The sequence below is a fragment of the Micromonospora sp. LOL_025 genome (genome assembly GCF_048060285.1).
In the GTDB taxonomy this organism is placed as follows: Bacteria; Actinomycetota; Actinomycetes; order Mycobacteriales; family Micromonosporaceae; genus Micromonospora.
On sequence record NZ_JBHMIR010000023.1, the window covers coordinates 54,130 to 73,887 of the forward strand.

Annotated in this window: 13 protein-coding genes; 8 read left to right on the forward strand and 5 right to left on the reverse strand. The window is 67.9% G+C overall.

The window, feature by feature from the left end; all coding sequences use genetic code 11:
• Positions 1–9: 9 nt before the first annotated feature.
• A complete protein-coding gene (locus ACFHW0_RS23780; protein ID WP_416610940.1) occupies positions 10–549 on the reverse strand; it encodes a hypothetical protein in 540 nt (179 codons plus the stop codon).
• On the reverse strand, positions 546–1,601 hold the full coding sequence (locus ACFHW0_RS23785; protein ID WP_416610942.1) for a helix-turn-helix domain-containing protein: 1,056 nt from the start codon (positions 1,599–1,601) through the stop codon (positions 546–548). Before ACFHW0_RS23785 ends, ACFHW0_RS23780 begins: the two co-directional genes overlap by 4 nt.
• Here ACFHW0_RS23785 and drmD point away from each other — a divergent pair.
• Genes drmD through drmC form a run of 5 tightly spaced genes read left to right on the forward strand, consistent with a single transcriptional unit; the run spans position 1,573 to position 15,412 of the window.
• Complete coding sequence (gene drmD / locus ACFHW0_RS23790; protein ID WP_416610944.1) at positions 1,573–4,935, forward strand: DISARM system SNF2-like helicase DrmD; 3,363 nt, start codon at positions 1,573–1,575, stop codon at positions 4,933–4,935. The two genes, ACFHW0_RS23785 and drmD, sit on opposite strands and share 29 nt — an antisense overlap.
• Positions 4,932–8,936 (forward strand): Eco57I restriction-modification methylase domain-containing protein, encoded by a 4,005-nt coding sequence (locus ACFHW0_RS23795; RefSeq protein ID WP_416610946.1) that lies wholly within the window; start codon positions 4,932–4,934, stop codon positions 8,934–8,936. The genes drmD and ACFHW0_RS23795 overlap by 4 nt, the downstream gene beginning before the upstream one ends.
• Positions 8,933–12,634: a DISARM system helicase DrmA gene (gene drmA, locus ACFHW0_RS23800; RefSeq protein ID WP_416610948.1), complete on the forward strand. Its 3,702-nt coding sequence runs from the start codon at positions 8,933–8,935 to the stop codon at positions 12,632–12,634. The genes ACFHW0_RS23795 and drmA overlap by 4 nt, the downstream gene beginning before the upstream one ends.
• On the forward strand, positions 12,631–14,655 hold the full coding sequence (gene drmB, locus ACFHW0_RS23805) for a DrmB family protein (RefSeq protein WP_416610950.1): 2,025 nt from the start codon (positions 12,631–12,633) through the stop codon (positions 14,653–14,655). The genes drmA and drmB overlap by 4 nt, the downstream gene beginning before the upstream one ends.
• Positions 14,630–15,412, forward strand: coding sequence for a DISARM system phospholipase D-like protein DrmC (gene drmC, locus ACFHW0_RS23810; protein WP_416610952.1), 783 nt, complete (start codon positions 14,630–14,632; stop codon positions 15,410–15,412). The genes drmB and drmC overlap by 26 nt, the downstream gene beginning before the upstream one ends.
• Positions 15,413–15,932: 520 nt before the next feature.
• On the opposite strand, the gene ACFHW0_RS23815 is transcribed toward drmC, so the two are convergent.
• On the reverse strand, positions 15,933–16,124 hold the full coding sequence (locus tag ACFHW0_RS23815; protein WP_416610954.1) for a DUF397 domain-containing protein: 192 nt from the start codon (positions 16,122–16,124) through the stop codon (positions 15,933–15,935).
• Entirely contained in the window at positions 16,115–16,915 is an 801-nt protein-coding gene (locus ACFHW0_RS23820; RefSeq protein ID WP_416610956.1) for a helix-turn-helix domain-containing protein, read from the reverse strand. The genes ACFHW0_RS23815 and ACFHW0_RS23820 overlap by 10 nt, the downstream gene beginning before the upstream one ends.
• Before the next feature lie 244 nt (positions 16,916–17,159).
• On the opposite strand from ACFHW0_RS23820, the gene ACFHW0_RS23825 reads away from it, so the two are divergent.
• Together ACFHW0_RS23825 and ACFHW0_RS23830 are read left to right on the forward strand one after the other, a co-directional pair.
• Positions 17,160–17,420: a hypothetical protein gene (locus ACFHW0_RS23825; RefSeq protein WP_416610958.1), complete on the forward strand. Its 261-nt coding sequence runs from the start codon at positions 17,160–17,162 to the stop codon at positions 17,418–17,420.
• Positions 17,417–17,671, forward strand: coding sequence for a flavin reductase (locus tag ACFHW0_RS23830; protein ID WP_416610960.1), 255 nt, complete (start codon positions 17,417–17,419; stop codon positions 17,669–17,671). The genes ACFHW0_RS23825 and ACFHW0_RS23830 overlap by 4 nt, the downstream gene beginning before the upstream one ends.
• Before the next feature lie 30 nt (positions 17,672–17,701).
• On the opposite strand, the gene ACFHW0_RS23835 is transcribed toward ACFHW0_RS23830, so the two are convergent.
• On the reverse strand, positions 17,702–19,024 hold the full coding sequence (locus ACFHW0_RS23835) for a M23 family metallopeptidase (RefSeq protein ID WP_416610962.1): 1,323 nt from the start codon (positions 19,022–19,024) through the stop codon (positions 17,702–17,704).
• A 234-nt stretch (positions 19,025–19,258) separates the two neighbouring features.
• Between ACFHW0_RS23835 and ACFHW0_RS23840 the strand changes: the two genes are divergently transcribed.
• A complete protein-coding gene (locus tag ACFHW0_RS23840) occupies positions 19,259–19,750 on the forward strand; it encodes a DUF1772 domain-containing protein (RefSeq protein ID WP_416610964.1) in 492 nt (163 codons plus the stop codon).
• Positions 19,751–19,758 lie beyond the last annotated feature (8 nt).

Genomic DNA, 19,758 nt, shown 5'->3' on the forward strand with positions numbered 1-19,758 from the left:
CGATCGTTCTCAGCGGGTGAGGTCGGCTGCCGAGGCGGGTAGCCGGAGGCGCCGTCCTTGCTGAGACATGGCCTGCATCAACGTGAAGCCCTCGCGGGTGAGCAGATCACCGTTGAGGACTGCCATCGATACAAGGTCGATCGTTTCGCGCGTGGTGATTCCGCGGAAGCGGGCGAGCCGCAGAGCTTCCTGGTCGTCCGAAATCCACCATGAGCCGGCCAGCTCTGGCCAGTGCTCAATCACGTAGCAGGTTTCCGCCTCGCCCAGGTGCTGCAGCGGCTTATCGTCCGTGCCGCCGAGCACCGCCCGCCGAATGCGGTTGATCTGCTGGATGTCGGACTCGTCGGTCACCTCGATCGCCTCGCCCAGCCAGCCTTCCGAGGCCAGGCGGTGCAGGGCGGAAAGGACGCTCGCCGATCGGCTTGCCTCGTACGCGACCGCTTCGGTCCAGCGCCCCCGTCCGTTGAGCACCGACTTGAGCAGGTCGAGCCGGTCAACGGCGGCGAAGTTACACAGGACGGTGTTGTCCGGGAACAGGAACTCGCTCATGGGGCATCGTGAGTTCCGTGCTCCAACTCGATCCCGCGCCTGAGTTGGTCGACATCGACGCCGAGTAGGCTCGCGTAGGGGCGCAGGGTCGCCGCGCCGGCTTCGTAGGCGGCGTATGTGTCTCGGACGAGAAGCCCGGGCGGGCGTGGTCGGGCCGTCTCGGTGACCAGGTGGGCGAACACCTCGCCCCGGCCGGCTACGTGCGCTGCTTTGGCGGCGGTCAGGGACTTGAAGCGGTCGCAGGTTCCGGCGTCGATGAGCCGTAGCTGCAGCAGTCGGTACGCCAACGCGGACGGCGTCACGATCAAATCACAGGCTAGGGCAGCGAATGTGTCATCGGTGAAGCCGGTGGTGCCGGCGGCGGCGCGCAGTATGTCCTCGGGCATGAGGAAGGCAGCGGCGAAGGCGTTGGCCCGCATTTCGCTCGGGTCCTTGGCCTGCGACTTGTCGTAGACGTCCCGGTCAAGATGGACGTCCTGGTTGTCGTCGGTGAGCAGGTGGGCCAGCTCGTGGGCGAGGGTGAACCGCTGCCGGGCGGGCACGTGCGAGGTAGCCAGGAGGATGAGCTTGACGTGCTCGGACGAGGTCGCTAGGCCGTCGAACCCCGGGCCTAGTTCGACGACGGCGACGTCGGCGCCGAACACCGCCTCGATCACGTCGGCCAGGTTGCCGGTCGCGACCGACCGACCCGCCTGCGTCAGGCGGGTGAGGGCTGCTTGAGCCAACCGGCGCCCCTGATCCGCGTATCCGCCGTTCGTGGGACCCACGGTCAGCGGTCGCCAGGGCTGCGGGTAGCCGAATGACGCCATATCGGCGCGCAACGTGCTGTATCGCCGCGCTGCGGTGATCGCCTTGGTGGCGCTACCACCGGTGGTTCGGGCAGCCATCGCCAGCGGCGGCTCGTCGCCTGTGATGAGCCAGTCGACCGTGACCTGGCATAGCTCGGCGATGCGTGCGAGATCGACCGAGGAGAACCGGCGGGCACCGCTGAGTGACTTCGACATCTTCGATTCGTCGAGGCCGATGCGCTGCCCAAAGGCGCGACGACTCATCCCGGATGCCTCGATCAGGCCCAGGACTCGCTCGGCAACGCTTGACATGTGGCAGATCTTATCTGCGGCCTTGCGAAAATCGCAAGCCCTGTGGAGAATGGCGGACGGTGAGCGACGAGGGGAAGACACTGACGTGACGATCATGGCTAACCAGCGGACCGGGAGCGGGCCCGGATTCGCCGTGCCGCTCCTGCCCGAGCCGGGCCAGGTGGTCACCGTGCGCGGTTCGACGTGGGCCGTGGTCGAGGTGCGCCAGCAGGGCCTGCCCCGCAGCCCCGCGGACGAGGGCGCAGCCGGTCTGACGCACGTGGTGGCGCTCCAATCGCTGGAGGAGGACCGCCTCGGCCAGGAACTTGCGGTCGTGTGGGAGCTGGAGGTCGGCCACACGGTCGCTCCCGACCAGGGACTGCCCGAGACCATGAGTCCGGAGGCGTTCGACGACCCGAACACGCTTGCCGCGTTCGTCGACGCGGTGCGCTGGGGTGCGGTCACCTCGGCGGACGCGAACTCGTACCAGGCCCCGTTCCGCAGCGGCGCGAACGTCGAGGCGTACCAGCTGGAGCCGCTGCGGCGCGCGCTGCAGTCGTCACGAACCAATTTGCTGCTCGCCGACGACGTCGGCCTGGGCAAGACCATCGAGGCCGGCCTGGTCATTCAGGAGCTGCTGCTGCGCCACCGCGCCCGCACCGTGATCATCGTGTGCCCGCCGAGCCTCGCCTTGAAGTGGCAGGATGAGATGCGCGAGAAGTTCGGCCTGGACTTCGTCATCGTCAACAGCGAACTGATGGCCACCGTCCGGCGCAGTCACGGGCTGAACGCCAACCCCTTCCGATTGTTCCCCCGAGTCATCGTCAGCATGTCGTGGCTGCCCACGCTGCGCGCCCAGCGGCTGCTGCGGGACGTGTACGCCGACGTGGCGGACACCACCACGGCCCGCCGGTTCTCCTTTGACGTCCTGGTGGTCGACGAGGCCCACCACGTCGCACCCGCCAGTCCCACCACCGCGCCGGGCCGGCGCGGCTACGCCGTGGACAGCCACCGCACGACGGCGACCAAGGCGCTCGCCGAGCGGTGCGAGCACCGGCTCTTCCTCAGTGCTACCCCGCACAACGGGTACTCGGAGTCGTTCACCGCCCTGTTGGAGATGATCGACGGGCGAAGGTTCACCCGGGGCGCCAACCTCGACGAGCGCGCGCTGCGCGACATCGCGGTCCGCCGGCTGAAGACCGATCTGCCGGAGAAGGGCTTCCACCGGCGGGTGCTCCGACCGATCGTGTTCACCCCGAGCGATGAGGAGCAGCGGCAGTTCGGCACCCTCACTCGGATCCTTGCCGACAGCGCTCGGGCCAACGGCAAGTCGGGTGCTGGCGGCATCGTGGCCATGCTGCTGAAGAAGCGGTTCCTGTCCAGCCCGTGGGCGTTCGCCCGCACGCTGGAGCTGTATGAGGAGGCGACTGACGGCGGCCGGCTGGCGGTTGACGACGAGGAGCAGTACTACCAGGAGGTGCTCGGCAGCGGACAGTCCGACGAGGAAGAGGGCGACGTCGAGCATCCCGAGTTCACCACTCTGCGGCAGAGCAAGGGCTCCCATGCGCTCGTGACGGCGACCAACGACGAGATCGACGAACTCGTCGACTGGGGCCGCCGCTACGAGCACCGCCCGGATTCCCGCCTGGAGGCGCTGATCGGCTTCCTTGATGCGATCTGCCGCCCCGACGGCAAGGCGTTCACCAATGAGCGGGTCGTCGTGTTCACCGAGTACGCCGCCACGCTGGACTGGATCGCCCGGGTGCTGGCCCAGCGCGGCTACCGCGATGTCCTCGCCACCATTCAGGGCTCGACGCCGGCCGACGAGCGGGAACTGATCCGCGACCAGTTCACCAAGGACCCGGCGAAGTACCCGGTCCGGGTGCTGGTCGCCACGGACTCCGCCGGCGAAGGCATCGACCTGCAGGACCACTGCCACCGGCTGGTCAACTTCGACATCCCGTTCAACCCGTCGCGGCTGGAGCAGCGGATCGGCCGTATCGACCGGTACGGCCAGAACCACACACCGGAGATCTACCAGCTCGTCCCGGACTCGACCGGAACGGCGTACGCGCGGGACGTGAACTTCCTGATCGAGCACATCGCCAAGAAGGTTGGCACGGTCGCGGCCGACCTGGGCTCGGTCAACCAGGTCATCGACGCCGCCGTGCAGGACCACTTCAATCCGGCCGCGGCCGGCCGCAGAAGCAGGCCGGCCGTCCCCGACGACGGGAACGCGGTGATCACCCGCGCTCTCGCCGGTGGGATCACGCTCAACCGCCAGCTGACCGAACTGTCCCGCAACTACGACGTCCGCAAGGCGGAGATGCATCTGACGGCCGCGAACGCCCGCCGGGTCGTCGACGCCGCGCTGACACTCACCGCGCAGCCACCGCTGGTACCGGACGACAGTTTCGCGCAGGACCTCGACGCCGAGGTCTTCCGCGTACCCAACCTCGGCTCCGCGTGGCAGTCGGCATTGCGCGGCCTGGATACCCGCAGCGAGCCCGGCGTGCCCCGACCGATCACGTTCGACGACAAGGCCGCACAGGGCCGCCACAAGGAGCTGGTTCACATCCACCTCGGGCACGCCCTGATGCAGCGCTCCGCGCGTGTCCTGCGCAGCGCGCTTTTCAGCGTCGACTCCCCGGTCCACCGGGTCACCGCGGTTATCGTCGATGGCCTGCCGCAGTCCTGTGTCGCCGCCGTCTCCCGCCTGGTCCTGGTCGGCCGGGGCGGCCTGCGCCTGCACGAGGAGGTGTTCCTCACCGGCATCCGGGTGCACGGCCAGGCGATGGCCGAGGCCAAAGTGGAACAGGTCCTCGACGAGACCCTCGACGCACACGACCTCACCCTGGCCGACGAACCCGTACGCGCCGCCCTCGCCGACCTGTGGAACGCCGAAGACTCCCGACTACGCACCCGCCTGCTGACCGCGATGGCCCGCAAGGCCGAGACCCGGCAGGAGAAGGTCACCGAGGCGCTGCAGGCACGCCGGGACTCCGACGTCACCCGCGCCCGGGAGATCTTCGCCGCGTTCCGGACGAACCTGCAGGATTCCCGCGACCGGCTGACCGCCGAGATCCGCAGCCAGGAAGAACTGTTGTTCACCGACGACCAGCAGGCCCAGCGCCGCCGCGACCTGCGCGCCATGGAGGACCGGTTGGCGAGCCTGGACGATGAGGAACAGCGCGAGATCGCCGCCATCCGTGAGCGATACCGCGACATCAAGCCGCACGTTTCCGCCGCCGCGGTCGTCTTCGCGCTGACCCCGGCCGACGCCGAGGCCGGAAGGGTGGCGGCATGAACCGCAAGCACGCACCGACCGCCGCGGACCTGCACCGCGGGTGGCTGGAACTGGTCGACACCGACGGCCCGTTCCTGGCCGTGCCGGCGCTGCGGCGAGTCTGGCCACAGGGCATGCCACAGCCGGAACGCCACGCGCTCGCCGCGCTGAAGGACGCCAAGCCGGCGTTCGAGAAGGCATGGGAGAACTGGGACAAGCACCCCGGCGACGCCGCAGCCCTGGCCTTCTACCGCCAGGCCCGCGACACCTGGGTCGACGTCGTCGTGCGTAACGTTTTCGGCTGGGGCGACTCATACCGCACCGAGACCGGCATCGCGAGCGTGCGTTCACCCAACCACGCCGTGACCGTACGTCCTGACGGCGCCCTTGTCCACGGTGACCTGACCGGCGCGCTGGTCCTGGTCACCGACCCGGTCGACTCGCTGTGCGACCCGCTCGACGACGGCTGGGCCACCAGCCCCATCGACCGCATGGACGACCTGCTGCGCGCGGCGAAGGTCCCTATCGGCGTTGTCACCGACGGCCGCTGGTGGGCGATCGTCAGCGCCCGCGAGAAGACCATGGTCGCCTCCGGCATCGTCGACGCCCAGACCTGGATCGAGGAACCCCACACCCGCAACGCGTTCATCGAGTTGCTCCAGCGCCGCCGGCTCGTCGGCGGCAAACCGGAAGACCGGCTCACCGAACTGTTCGGCGAATCCGTCGCCGCCGCCGAAGAGATCACCGAGGCACTCGGCACCCAGGTCCGCCGCGCCGTCGAACTCCTCGTCCAAGCCCTGTCGGAAGCCGCCATCGACGCCGACCCCGATCCGCTACCGGAAAACCGCGCCCACGTGTACGAGGCTGCCGTCACCGTGATGATGCGGGTGGTGTTCCTGCTCTTCGCCGAGGAACGCGGCCTGCTGCCCCAGGGACGGCTGTTCGCAGCGGGCTACGGCATCAGCGAAGAGCTGGATGCCCTCGATGCCCGGACCCGTGAGCCGGGTGGCACTGAGGCGCTTGATGCCACTCACCTCACCTGGCACCGGCTCCTGGCCACCTCGCAGGCGCTGTTTCACGGCTCGTCGTTTGAGGACATCCGTCTTCCCTCGTACGGGGGGTCACTGTTCGACTCGAGCCGCTTCCCGTTCCTCACCGCCCGCAACGAACGCGGCACTCTCGCCATCACCGTCAGCGACCGGGTGATGCTGGAAGTCCTGAACGCCGTCCAGGTTGCCAAACTCAGGGGACAGCCGGCCCGCCGCATCTCCTTCCGGGACATCGACGTCGAGCAGATCGGCTACATCTACGAGGGACTGCTCGGCTACTCCAGCGCGCAGGTCGACGAGGTCATCGTCGGCCTCATCGGCAAGGAGGGCGAGGAACCCGAGATCCCCCTCGCCCTGCTCGAAACGCTCGCCGTCGAGAGGCAGACGGACACGACCCTGGCCGACGCCATCCTCGCGTGGGTCAAGGAACGCCAGCCGGCGGCCACCGCACCGTCCAAGTCCGCGCTCACGAAAGCGATCCGGGACAACGCGAAGGTCGAGGACGCCGAACGCGCGCTGCGCGCGGTCACCACCGACGAGCAGCTACGGGACCGACTCCGCCCGTTCATCGGCATCATCCGTCGCGACCTGCGCAACCGCCCTCTCGTCGTGGTCCCCGGCGGAGTCCTCGTCGTCGAGACACCGTCGCGGGCATCGGCCGGCGCTCACTACACCCCGCGCTCACTCGCCGAAGAGGTCGTCCGCTACGCCCTTGAACCGCTCGTCTACGACCCGGGACCACATCAGCAGGTCGACGGCTGGGTACCAGTGTCGTCGGACCGCATCCTCGACCTAAAGGTCGCCGACATCGCCTGCGGCTCCGGCGCGTTCCTCGTCGCCGCCGCCCGCTACCTCGCCGCCCGCCTCGTCGAGGCGTGGCGCATCGAGGGCGTCGCGGTCGGCACGCCGCACGAACAGCAAACCCACGCGATCCGCACGGTCGTGGCGACCTGCCTCTACGGCGCCGACATCAACGCGATGGCCGTCGAGATGTGCAAGCTCTCGCTCTGGCTGGTGTCACTGGACCCGAAGTTGCCGTTTTCTTTCGTCGACGACAAGATCCTGCACGGGAACTCCCTGCTTGGCCTTACCGACGCCCGGCAGCTCAAGCTCAAACACATCAACCCCGACACTGCACCCCAGCAGCCGAGCCTCCTTGAACTCGACGTCGACGGAGTGCTCCGCCAGGCGGCTCGCCTCCGCCAGAGACTTGCCACCGAGGTTGACGACAGCGACCCGCAACGCTCGGCAACCACCAAACGGCGGCAGTGGCGCGACTATCAGCAGCTCATCGCGCAGCTCACTGACAGCGCCGACGCGGTGGTTGCAGCCGGACTGCGACTCGGCGGCAAGCCTGGCAAGGCACTGCGCGAGGCATACGAAAACCTGATCATCGCCATTGAGCAGGCTTACCCCGCTCCCGGCGGCACACCGGACCGCAAGATGCTCGACGAAATCCTCAACGCCGGCCTCACCCCGACCGTGGAAACCGACTACGACCGCTGGAAGCCACTGCACTGGATCCTCGCCGTTCCTGACGTCATAGAGCGCGGCGGCTTCGACGCCATCATCGGCAATCCGCCCTTCGTCGCGGGGTCGGACATCACCGGAACGGCTGGTGCTAACGTCCGAGACTGGTTGGTCAACGTCATCGCCGGCGGGCACCGAGGCAAGGCAGACCTCGTCGCCTATTTCTTCCTGCGCGCCATGAAGCTGCTCGTGACTCACGGCACTCTGGGCCTCATCGCGACCAACAGCATTGCCCAGACGAAGAGTCGCGAGGTCAGCCTCGACCGGATGGCTTCGGCCGGGTTCACCATTACGCGCGCAATCCAAAGTAGGGCGTGGCCTGCCGCCGGAGCTCACGTCGAGTACGCGGCGGTATGGGGAACTTTCGGTTCCGTGTCCGAAAAGGTACCTCGAGTAGCCGACGACATCGAGGTCGCGCAGATAACGACGTTGCTCGAACCCATGGGTCGCGTAACTGGTTCTCCGGTGCGACTGGTCGAGAATCTGAATATTGCATTCGAGGGTTGCAAGCCAAACGGTGAGGGGTTCATCCTTTCTCCAAAGGAGGCGCGGGCGTGGATCGACTCCGATCCGCGGAACGCGCTGGTTCTCCATCCGTACTTAATTGGAAAGGACATTACGAGCCATCCGGATGGGGAGCCGTCCCGCTGGATCATCGACTTCGAAGATCGAACGGAGGAGGAGGCCCGCAAGTTCGAAATGCCGTACGTGCGGGTCCGGGACACCGTAAAGCCTCAGCGAGAGACGGGAGCTCTCGCCATGCGAAACGCGCCGTGGTGGCTTTACGAGCGAGGGCGTCCCGCATTGCGGAAGGCGGTGCGAGATCTGGACGAGTTGCTCGTTCTCACCATCACGAGCAAGACCGTTATGCCGTTCCGAACGACTAATGATAAGATCTACGGCAATACAGTTGACGTATTCGCGCTGAGTTCTTTTTCGGATCAAGCTATACTGTCGTCGAGCCTCCATCAAATCTGGGCGATCAAGTACGGCTACAGTATGCGGAAAGATCCCCGCTACACCCCGGCGCATGTATTCGAGACTTTTCCGCGGCCTGCGCCGTCGTTGTCGCTGTCTCGGGTCGGGATGACTCTCGAAGCGGAGCGGAAAGAGATCATGCTAAGGAGGGTTATCGGTCTGACGGACTTGTACAACCTCGTCAATAACCCGGACGCATCCGATTCGGCCGACCGCGATGTCGCCCGGCTGCGGGAGATTCATGTCGACCTCGACCAGGCGGTCATGAACGCCTACGGCTGGTCGAACGTACCTTTGGAACACGGTTTCCACACGTACCGACAGATGACAAGATGGACGGTGAGTCCTGCTGCTCGCGTCGAAATCCTCGATCGATTGCTAGAGGAGAACCACCGCCGCGCGGCGGCGCAAGGGACGGCGCCACCGCCTGCCGAGGACGACGACGTTGACGGGGACGACGAGTGAGCGCCCCGCAGAAGGCACCTAAGGACCGGCAGTATCAGCTCAAGTACGAGCCGGATGGGCGGTCGTGGACTGCGCGGGAAGATCTGGTCGACATACTCGAGCGTGAGCTCCTAGGCCCAGCAAACGGTCCTGACGAAGTGCTCGACGCTTCGCCTGACGTTGTGTACCTCGTGGGTCGGATAGCCCCGGAGCGGCTCAAGGCGGGCAATGACGATCCGAAGGAGGCGGAGTCCGACGACGCCGTCACCGATGTCGGCGATGCCCTCGACGCTCTGGAGAGCCGTGGGGTTCCGGTCACCGCGGTTGAGGAGAGCGGCGCGGGTGCCGACGAGGATGCCGTCGAAGATGAGCCGCAGAAGCGCGGGCTGATGATTCCCGCGTCCATGGGTCTGCGCTGTCAGCTTCCTCTGGACGTCGCGGAGTTCACGGTGACCGCGTCGTGGGGTGTCTACGAGCCGATCAAGGAGAAGGGAGAGGACGGCAAGGCTGGGATGCGCAGTTACAAGCGCACTCCCGTCGAGATCCCGGCGAAGGTCGTCGTCGCGGGCCTGGCACCCAAGAAGACCACGACGGTGCCGTTGAAGGACAAGGTAGTGCTTCGGATCGATCGACATGACGATCCGGAGCGTGGTTGCCGGCTCATCGAGATCGCGCTGTGCAATGACCAGGTCGCCCCGCGCAAGATTCCCGTGAACGCGTGGCTGTTCCAGACCGAGCTGCGGGTGGAGGCAGGCGGCGAGGATGTTTTCTTGCCGGTCTCCGATCCGTTGATCGATACGCGTCCGGAACGCGATGACGAGCTGCGCCGGCTGCGGTTGCAGTATCGGGACCGGCTGGAGTTCGCCGTGGGCCGCACCTGCTCGGTCGATTGGACCGTGGGCGACGGCGCGCGGCGGGCGCGTGCGGTATGGACGACCTGGTTGCCGACGTGTCAGACGCCGCAAACCACCGCTGAGGAGATCGGTGCGGCGCTGCTGGATATGAAGCGTCTGGAGTCGGCGGGCGAGGAGGAGCTGCGGGCCGGCTTGGAGCCGATCGTGAAGGGCTACGCCAGATGGCTGGAAGGGCAGAAGAACGAGGCCGAGGCGCTTCCCGATCATCTCCGTGGTGAAGGGCTGGACGCGGTTCGGGAGGCGGGCAGGGTTCAGCAGCAGCTCGCTGGTGGGCTGGACCATCTGCTCGGTGATCCCGAGGCTTTGCGGTGCTTCCGGTTCATGAACCGGGTGATGGCCGACCAGCGCGTCCAGTCGCAGGTCGCCGCGCGTCGGGCCAAGAATCCGACGGAGAGCATCGAGCAGGCGCGGAAGGCGGTGCTCGCAGAGGGGCCGAAGGCGCACTCATGGCGTACGTTCCAGCTCGCGTTCGTGTTGATGCAGCTTCCGCTGTTGAGTGATCCGGCGGCGCCGCGGCGTTCTGGGGATCTGGCCAAGGCGCAGCTGTTGTTCTTCCCGACCGGTGGCGGCAAGACCGAGGCGTATCTCGGCTTGGCCGCGTACACGTTCGCTATCCGCCGCCGGCAGGGCATCGTCGACACCCCGGACGGGCCGCTCGACGGTGGGCGCGGTGTGGCGGTGCTCATGCGGTACACGCTGCGGCTGTTGACCGCGCAGCAGTTCCAACGCGCCACGACGCTGGTGTGCGCCGCGGAACGGGTTCGCCTGGAGGATGAGGCGACGTGGGGGACCGAACCGTTCCGGATCGGGTTGTGGGTGGGCACGGATGTTAGCCCGAAGCGGTACGACGAGGCCGCGACGCAGCTCAATCGGGCGAACCGGAGCGGCGGCGGATACCGGTTGACCGTCCTGCAGATCCAGCGGTGCCCTTGGTGCGGCAGCCGGATCAGCGCCCGGAACGTGCGGGCCGCCGAGGGGATCCGCCGGGTGTTCGTGTACTGCGGCGATGACCTGGCGCGCTGTCCGTTCGCCGAGGGTGGCGAGGTGCCGGATGGCCTGCCGGTCCTCACCGTCGACGAGGAGATCTACCGGCTCGCGCCCGCCTTCCTCATCGCCACGGTGGACAAGTTCGCCCGCCTTGCCCGCGAGGGTGAGGCGGCGTCGCTGTTCGGTTACGTGTCGCGGCACTGCGGGCGGCACGGCTTCGTGCACACCGATTATCGGCATTGCGACATCAAGGACGGCAGCAAACACCCCAGGAGCAAGGACGGTTTCCCACAGGCGGCCGTGCACCCGACGTCGCGATTGCGGCCGCCCGACCTCATCATTCAGGACGAGCTGCACCTGATCACCGGTGCTCTCGGGACAACGGTCGGGTTGTTCGAGGTGGCCATCGACGTGATGGCTGGCTGGCGGACGGAAGCCGGTGATCGGGTGCGGCCGTTGGTGGTCGCTTCTACAGCGACCGCGCGCAACGCCCCGGACCAGGTGCGCGCGTTGTACGGCCGGGACGTCACGATTTTCCCGCCCCAGGTCCTCGATGCCGGGAAGACCTTCTTCTCCAAGGAGGAGAAGATCTCCGAGGAGTTCCCAGGCCGGCGCTATGTCGGGTTGTCCACCACCGGGGTCCGCCTGACGACCGCCGAGATCCGGGTTGCCGAGGTGCTGATGGCGGGCGCGCAGCTGCTGTTCGACCGGTGCGGTGACGTCGCCGACCCGTACATGACGCTGGTCGGCTACTTCAGCGCCACCCGGGAGCTCGCCGGCATGGCCCGATACATGGGCGACGACATCCAGACCGCCCTAGCCAAGAGGCGTCCCTGGTCGTTGCTGCCGAGCCGTACCGGAACGAACTTCGGGTCGCTCAACGTCGCCGAACTCACGTCCCGAGTCTCCAGCGCCGACATCACCGCCACCCTGGACCAGATGGCGGTGCCGTTCGACGCGCAGTTCGACTCCACCGCCGGCAAGCGGGAGCTTCGGGCATTGCGCGAGGCGCACAAGCCGGTGCCAGCCCGGGACGTGAGCCCGTACGACTCGGTCCTGGCCACATCGATGCTTCAGGTCGGTGTGGACGTGACCAGGCTCGGGCTCATGCTGGTCGTCGGTCAGCCGAAGAACACCGCCGAGTACATCCAGGCATCCTCGCGTGTCGGCCGGGACGCGGAGAGGCCCGGTCTGGTGATCTCGCTGGGCAACTGGGCACGGCCCCGCGACCTGGCCCACTTCGAGCAGTTCCGCCACTACCACGAGACCTTCTACGCCCAAGTCGAGGCGTTGTCGGTAACTCCCTTCTCGACGACGTCGCTGGAACGCGGGCTCGACGGGGTCCTGTTGAGCGCCGCTCGCGTGGTGCAGGCAGCCGAGGCGCAGGGACTGTCGCCGGAGCAGAGCGCCGGCCGGATCGACGGCCAGCGCACCTTCGCGGTCGAGCTGATCGACGCGTTGGTCGACCGGGTGTTGAACGCCTCGGACGAGGACTCGGCGGACCGGGCGCGGCAGCGGCTACTCAACCGGCTCGACCAGTGGGACAAGCGCCGTAAGCACGTGGCCGACCTGCGCAAGTCTTTGGTCTACGAGAAGGTTGCCGATGACAGCCGCCAGGACACGCTGATGATGAGCGCGGAGAACGCCCGGTCCCGGGCCGACGGGCGGGACGCGCCGCCGTTCGTGGTGGCCAACTCCATGCGCGAGGTGCAGCCGGAGATCAATCTGCTGGTGAGCCCGATTAAGGAAAACCTGTTCTACATCGCGCCGCCCGGCGCCCCGACATGGGTACTGCCCGAGGAGAGCGGAACGTCATGACCGACGTCGCCAGATTCGTCTACGACGCAGCGACGGCCGTCGACCCACTCGGCGACGCGGAGAAGGAAGCCGAGAAGGCAACCAAGCACAACCGCGCCAAGGTCGGCTCCGGCCGCCCGTCGTCGCTGCTCTACACCTACGGGCCCGGTTCGATCATGGACCTGCCCCAGTTCACGATCATGCCCACCGGACTCGACGACTGGGACCGGATCTGGCGCCGCCGCGACGGTATCCCACAGATCCGCGCGCCGCGGCTACGGGAGGTGGTTGCCCGACTCCTACGCTCACGTGACGTCCAGTTGCGCCCTCATCCATGGCAGCCTAAGAAGATCAGCCTGTCCACCGAGGGCAACGACCTTGGCGTACCCGCTCGGGTCTTCCCGCAGTGGCTTCGTTGCACCGGCTGCGACATGCTCGGGCTGCTCTCGCAGTTCTCCTACACCAACACCCACCCGTTTCGCACCGATCTGGCGTGCTTCGAACACGCAAAGTGCACCGGACGCAAAGGCGGCGGTAGCCGCAAGGCGACCAGTCGGACTGCTGTCCCTGCCCGCTACCTGCTCGCCTGCGTCGACGGTCACCTCGACGAGTTCCCGTACGACCTGTGGGTGCATCACGGCAAGGCATGTCCCGAGGTCGAGATACCGGCGCTGAAGATGGTTGACCGCACCGCCGGCAAGGGCGCGTCAGCGGTCATCCATTGCGAGTCCTGCGGACAGCGCCGACCGATGAACGAGGCCCAGGGCGAGGCCGGGCGTAGCAAATTGCCGAACTGCCGCGGCCGTCATCCCCACCTCGACGCGTTCGAGCCGAAGGGATGCCGCAACAAGACCCGGCTCATGCTCGTCGGCGCGTCAAACCTGTGGTTCCCCGCCACCCAGTCGATCATCGTGATGCCGGAGTCCCAGCAGGAACGCACCAGCGACCTCGCCAACCGGATCCGCGTCGCGCTCGGCGACAAGCTAGCCAAGTACCGCGACGACCTCGAAACGCTCCGAGACGTGCTCGACGGCAAGGTCGACATCTCAGAACTGTCCGACGAACAGCTGAACGACGCTGTTGCCGCCTCGATGGCGCCCCCGGAGTCGGCCGAGGAGCAGGAGGCGTGGCTTCGCGACTGGGATCCAGTTGATCTGCTCGTCCCCGAATGGCGTTACCTACTGAAGGACCCACTCGGTCTGCGCCACGAGGACGAGACGAGCGGACTGACACTTTCTAGGCGTGACCGCGACGCTGACCTTCGCACCGAGATCGTGCGGGTCTTGGCCGTCGAACGGCTGCGGAAGGTCAACGCCCTGGTCGGGTTCACGCGTATCGACGACATGGACCGGGCCGGCGACCTGCCCCAGCGTCTAGCCCCGCTCGCCCGCGCCCCACGTCCGGCCTGGACGGTCGCCACCGAGGACCGCGGGGAAGGCATTTTCCTCCAGCTCAACGAGCAGGCCGTCGCCGTCTGGGAGAAGCGCATTCTCGCGACCGAGCTCTGGGAGGCTCACCGCGAGGCACACGAGCGCAACTTCGAGAGGCGCTTCTCGGAAACTGCGAAGCATGTTAAGGCCGACTCGCGCCTCAAACCGCCCCGGTACTGGCTGGTCCATACGCTGGCTCACGTACTCATCCGGCAACTGGCGATGACCAGTGGTTACTCTGCCGCGAGCCTGAGCGAACGCCTCTATGCCTGGCCGGAAACGAATAACCGCGAGGCGGCGGTCGGCCTATTGATCTGCACCACGGCATCCGACAGCGACGGCACCCTCGGCGGACTCGTCCAGCAGAGCGAACCCGCCCGACTGCAACGAGTCGTGGCCAACGCGCTCTACCGCGCAACGCGATGCTCCTCAGACCCGATCTGCGCGATGCGCCAGCCCGACAAGTCCGAGGACTTCCTCCACGGCGCGGCGTGCCACTGCTGCGTCATGGCATCCGAAACGTCCTGCGAACGCGCGAACCGCTTCCTGGACCGCCGCCTGCTCGTCAACCTTCCCGGGAGCCGCGTTGGATTCTTCGGAGACATCGATTGACGCTTCCGCCGCCCGCCGCCTCGGTGAACTGCTTACCGGCACCGAGGCAAGACAGGTCGCGGGCCGGCTTGCCGACGGCGACACCCTGACCGTCGCGCTGAAGGCCATCCCGGCCGGACGCCGTGCCGAAGTTCGGTCTTTGATGGGCGAAGACCCTAAAATTTCTCTGATCGCTGTGCTCCGAGCGATCGAGGGGGCGCGTACGGCGCCAAATTCAGCTGTTGCGCTGTGGACAATGCCCGGGCACGTCGCCCGAGGCGGACCTCTCACCAGCTCAGTCAGCCACTTCGTCGAAGATGCTCGGCAATCTGTGACCTGCTCTACCTTCAACTTCCAGCGTTCGTCCGCACTATGGGCAACGCTTCGGCGCGCGGCACTGCGGCCGGAACTGGCCGTGCGGGTCTACGTCGACACTGCCGCTGCCGACCACGGCCCGAGCCGTTCAACCCCGACCACCACCGAGGTGGCTAAGCATCTGCACCCCGGGCTCGTCCTGCGAACGAGGGAGTTCAACGGTGTCCGAGTCCGTAATCATGCCAAGTTCATCGCGATCGATCACCGCTTTTTGCTAGTGAGTAGCGCGAACTTTTCCTGGAGCGCAGAGAACGGCAATGTCGAATTCGGGATACTCATCGACAACCGCAATCTGACTGAGGCAGTCGAGCGCGAGATGCTTGGCGCCGAGGACCTGCTCTACGAACGCGTTGTCTGTGGCCGAGGGGCTTCGGCGCCACGAGTTGACGGCTTGAGCGGGTGAGGCGCGGCCCAGTCGGCTAGCTAGCTCAACGATGCTTGTTTCCGTCGTTGATGCTCCGCGTACGCTCGGAAGCTGTGTGCCGGACCGGCGCCGGCTGGACGGTGCGACACGTTTGCTTGCTGGAACCCGGCGATATCCGGCGCGACAACCGTCGAGACTCGGATGGACGGTCGGCTTTCGGGACTCATGCCGGCCAACCGCCTTACGAACAGACGAGCACCCTGCGAGGTGCCAGGGTCCACCAGGGACGTAGATCGTCATGTCGACGGGCGCGAGCCGGCAGGTGAGGCCCGATATCTCGTCGATGGATACCGATGTAGCGCAGCGACACCTATGGATTAAAAGTCCACAGCTCTGCCATTGAGCTAGCGGCCCGCGCGCTCAGGTTACCGGAAGGCGGCCGGTTGCGACTCTCGGCTTTCGTGCCGTCGGGGGCAACGGCAGCTCAGAGGGTGAGCGAGGCTCGCCGCCGGAGGTACCCGCCCGTCCAGGAGCGGGCACCGCCGGGCGTACGGGAGGGTCAGGCTCGCCCGGCGGTGCGGGCGACGAACGCGCGCCACGCCGTGGGCGTGAAGGTCAGGGTGGGGCCGGTCGGGTCCTTGGAGTCGCGGACGGCGACCACACCGGGCAGGTTGTCGGCCACCTCGACGCAGTTCCCGCCGCTGGTTCCGCTCCGGGTGGACTTCCGCCACAAGGCGCCAGTTAGATCCATGGACTCACTACTTCCTTGATCAAATCGAGGGACTGCCGCCGTGGCAGCGCCTCGGTGCGGACGCTTTCCCATCGATCGAAGAGCGTATCCAGCTTTTCCGGCCGGTCCACGACGTCTCCGCCGAGCTGGTTCTCCAAGTGCCCCACCCAACTGCCGTCAGCCAGGCGCGCCAGCGACAGCGGGCCCGAGAGCCCGGCGTGTAGCCCGACATCGGCCGGGATGACATGCACGCTGATGTTCGGTCGCTCCGCGCAGGCTAGTAGGTGCGTCAACTGCTCAGCCATCACTTTCTCGGTGCCGTCGCCAGCGCGCCGGATCGCCTGCTCGTCCACTACGACGACGAGTTGCGGCGGCGGCTCACGCGTCAGGATCACCTGTCGCTCGACTCGCGCTGTCACCCGCCGCTCGATCTCGTCCTCGCTGAGTCGGGGATCGAGCCGTAACACTGCACGCGCATAGGCATCGGTTTGCAGCAGCCCTGGGATCAGGTTCGGCTCGAAGTAGCGGAGCTGGGTGGCGGCGCGCTCGGCGTCGAGCCAGGGGAGGAACCAGGACGGGGCGCCGACGCTGGCGACGAGCCGTTCGAAGAGCCCGCCGGTCCTGAGGGCCCGGTCGGCTCCCTTGATGAAGTCCATCGTCAGCGCCCGGGTGCCGCCCTCGACGGCGCTGACGTGCGACGCGCTGAAGCCCGCGCCCCGGCCGAAGGTCTCCTGCGTCATGCCGGCGCCTCCCCTGGCGCGGCGGATCTCGCCCACGATGAAGGCGGCGAGCGGGCTCGGCACGTCGGCCATTCAGAGCCTCCCAGTTTGAAGATCGACTACCCGCGGCGCCACCCCTCGGGCGTGGGCTCGGCCAGCCCGGCCCGGACGCGCGTGGAGCCTTCCGAGCGTAGTCGCCTCCACAGCAGAGTGTCACCAGCGAGGGCCGCTCGTGGAGCGTTGGCCGGGGGCGGTCCTCGCGGGGGCCGCCCCCGGGCGGGCGTCCGTGGGCGGCCCCCTTCCAGGTGACGGACCGGCCGACGGGCAGGAGGAAGACGTGACGGTCGACAGGCCGCGCGGGGAGCGGACGATCGCGCTGGGCGAGGTGATCCGCGTCCCGGAGGACTCCTACCGGTTCGGCGTCGGGGCCCTCACGATGTACGTCACCGAGATCCTCGACCGGGGTCCGTTCCAGGGCGCGGAGTGGGTCGAGCTGCGCGGCCGGGAGCTGAACCAGGACGGCACGCTTCGACCGCGCGAGCGGTACGCCTCCGTCCGGCTGGACCGGGCGACGGTCGTCGGGGTGCCGTCGCGGTGACCCGGCGACGCGACCACGTACCGTCCCGCCCGACCTGGCGTTGCGCGGCCTGCGGGATCGCCTGGCCCTGCTCGGCGGCGAAGCTGCGCCTGCTCGGCGAGTACCGGACCGATCGGACCGCCCTGCTGGTCTACCTCGCCACCCTCCAGGTCGAGGCCGCCGCCCAGCTCGCCGGGCTGGACGGCGGCAGTCCCCGCGTCGACCTGGCCGACCGCTTCACCGCCTGGGCCCGCCCCAGGCCCGCCTCCTGACCACCTGCGCGCTCGTCCTCAGGTGGGGCGTCACTGGTTGGCGAGGGCCACCTGCCGGGCGTTGACGACGACGTCCACCCAGTACGAGTTCAGGTTCGGTTCCTTCACCCGGGCCCAGCCGCCGGACACCACGGCGATCCGGTTGCCGGCGACGTCGAGATCCGAGGCGCCGGTGGCGACGTGGTCCCAGCTTGCGTTGAGCGGGCCGGCCTTCACGTAGGCGTTGCCGCTGTCGTCCCGTACGGCGATCCGGTAGCCCTCGACGACGACCTGCCGGCCGGCGGCCTGGTTCACCCAGGCCGCGTTGAGCGGCCCCTCCTTGACCTTGGCCGTGCCGCCCTCGACGACGCCGATCCGCGCCCCGTCGAGGGACAGGTCGGTCGCGCTGGCGGCAACGGTGTGCCAGGACGCGTTGATGGGCCCCTCCTTGACCTTCGCGACGCCGTTCTCGATGACCCCGATCCGACCGTCGGCCGCGTCGATCACGGTCGTGTTGCTCGAGATGTGGGCCCAGTTCGTGGCGTAGAGGCCGTCCTTGGCCCAGGCCCTGCCGTCGGTGCCGAGCACGACGTAGCGGTCACCGTCGACGACGACGTCCCTGGCGTTGTGGAACAGCGTCACCCAGCCGGCGGTGAGGCCGCCGACCTTCACCTCGGCGGCCCCGTTCGTGCTGATCACGGCGACGCGGTCGCGGTCGGCGGAGACCCTGGCGACGTTGGTCTTGAGTTCGTGCACGGTTCCGTTCAGCGACTCCTTGGCCGCGAGCGTCCCGTCGGTGCGCACCACCAGGACCCGGTCGGGGACGGCGTTGACCGGCGGCAGGTCGGCGAACGGGAGGTTGATCGGGGCGCCCTTGGTGACCGTGCCGCCGCAGGCGTACGCCGGGCGGATGTCGTAGACCGCGCCGTGGCGGCGGATCTCGAAGTGCAGGTGCGGGCCCGTGGAGTTGCCCGTGCTGCCGACGTGACCGAGCACCTGCCCCTGCCCGACCTGCTGCCCCACGGCGACCGACGCCGCCCGCACCATGTGCAGGTAGCGGGTCTGGTAGCCGCCGGCGTGCGAGAGCGTCACCATGTTGCCGCCACCCGAGGTCCAACCCGCGAAGGCCACCGTGCCCGGGTAAGCCGCCCCGATCGCCATCCCGCTGTTGCCCGCGATGTCCACCCCGTAGTGATCGCTGTCGGTGGCGCCGCACCTGTTCGCGAGCACCCCGGTGACCCGCCCACCCACCGGCTGGACCATCACCCCGGCCTGCGCGGAAGCCGGCTGCGCCGGAACGACCGCGATCCCGAGCAGGACTCCCGCCGCCACTCCGATCGCCCGCAGTCGACCCCACGCGCTTACTCTCGTCACGTCGCCGCCCTCTCGCCGATATCGATGAACATCGGCATGGTGTGGCATCGCGCAGAAGTTCACAAGGTCGCGTCGACGAATCCGCGCCCGTTCAGCCGGGCACCGGCGGCGGTCGAACTCCCCGCTTCGGTCACAGCCCGGTGGACGGGTGCTTATGGGGGCGAGCGGCTCGGCCATGGGCGGGAGGGGCAGCGCCCGGTTGACTGGTGGGACGACGACGGGGGAGGACCACCGATGACCGAGACGATCCGTGCCGCCGCCCTGGCCGGGGCGACCCTGACCACCGGGCTGGTGGCGGGGCTGTTCTTCGCGTTCACCTGCGCGGTCATGCCGGGTCTGGCCGCCACCGACGACCGGACGCTGGTCGGCACCATGCAGTCGATCAACCGGCGGATCCTCAACGGCTGGTTCCTCGGCACCTTCCTCGGCGCGCCGCTGCTGCTCGCCGTGGCCATCGCCGTGCACCTGGACCGGGGCGGCCCCGTCCTCGTCTGGACCGTCGCCGCGCTGGCCTGCTACCTGGTCACCGTCGGGGTGACCGCGCGCCTCAACGTGCCGCTGAACAACCGGCTGGAGGCCGCCGGCCCGGTGGACCGGATCGCCGACCTGGCCGAGGTGCGGGTTTGGTTCGAGGCGGCGTGGGTACGCGGGAACCTCGTCCGCACGCTCTCCTCGGTGGCCGCGTTCGCCTGCCTGATCGCCGCCCTGCTGGCCCGGCGCGGCTGACCGCCGGC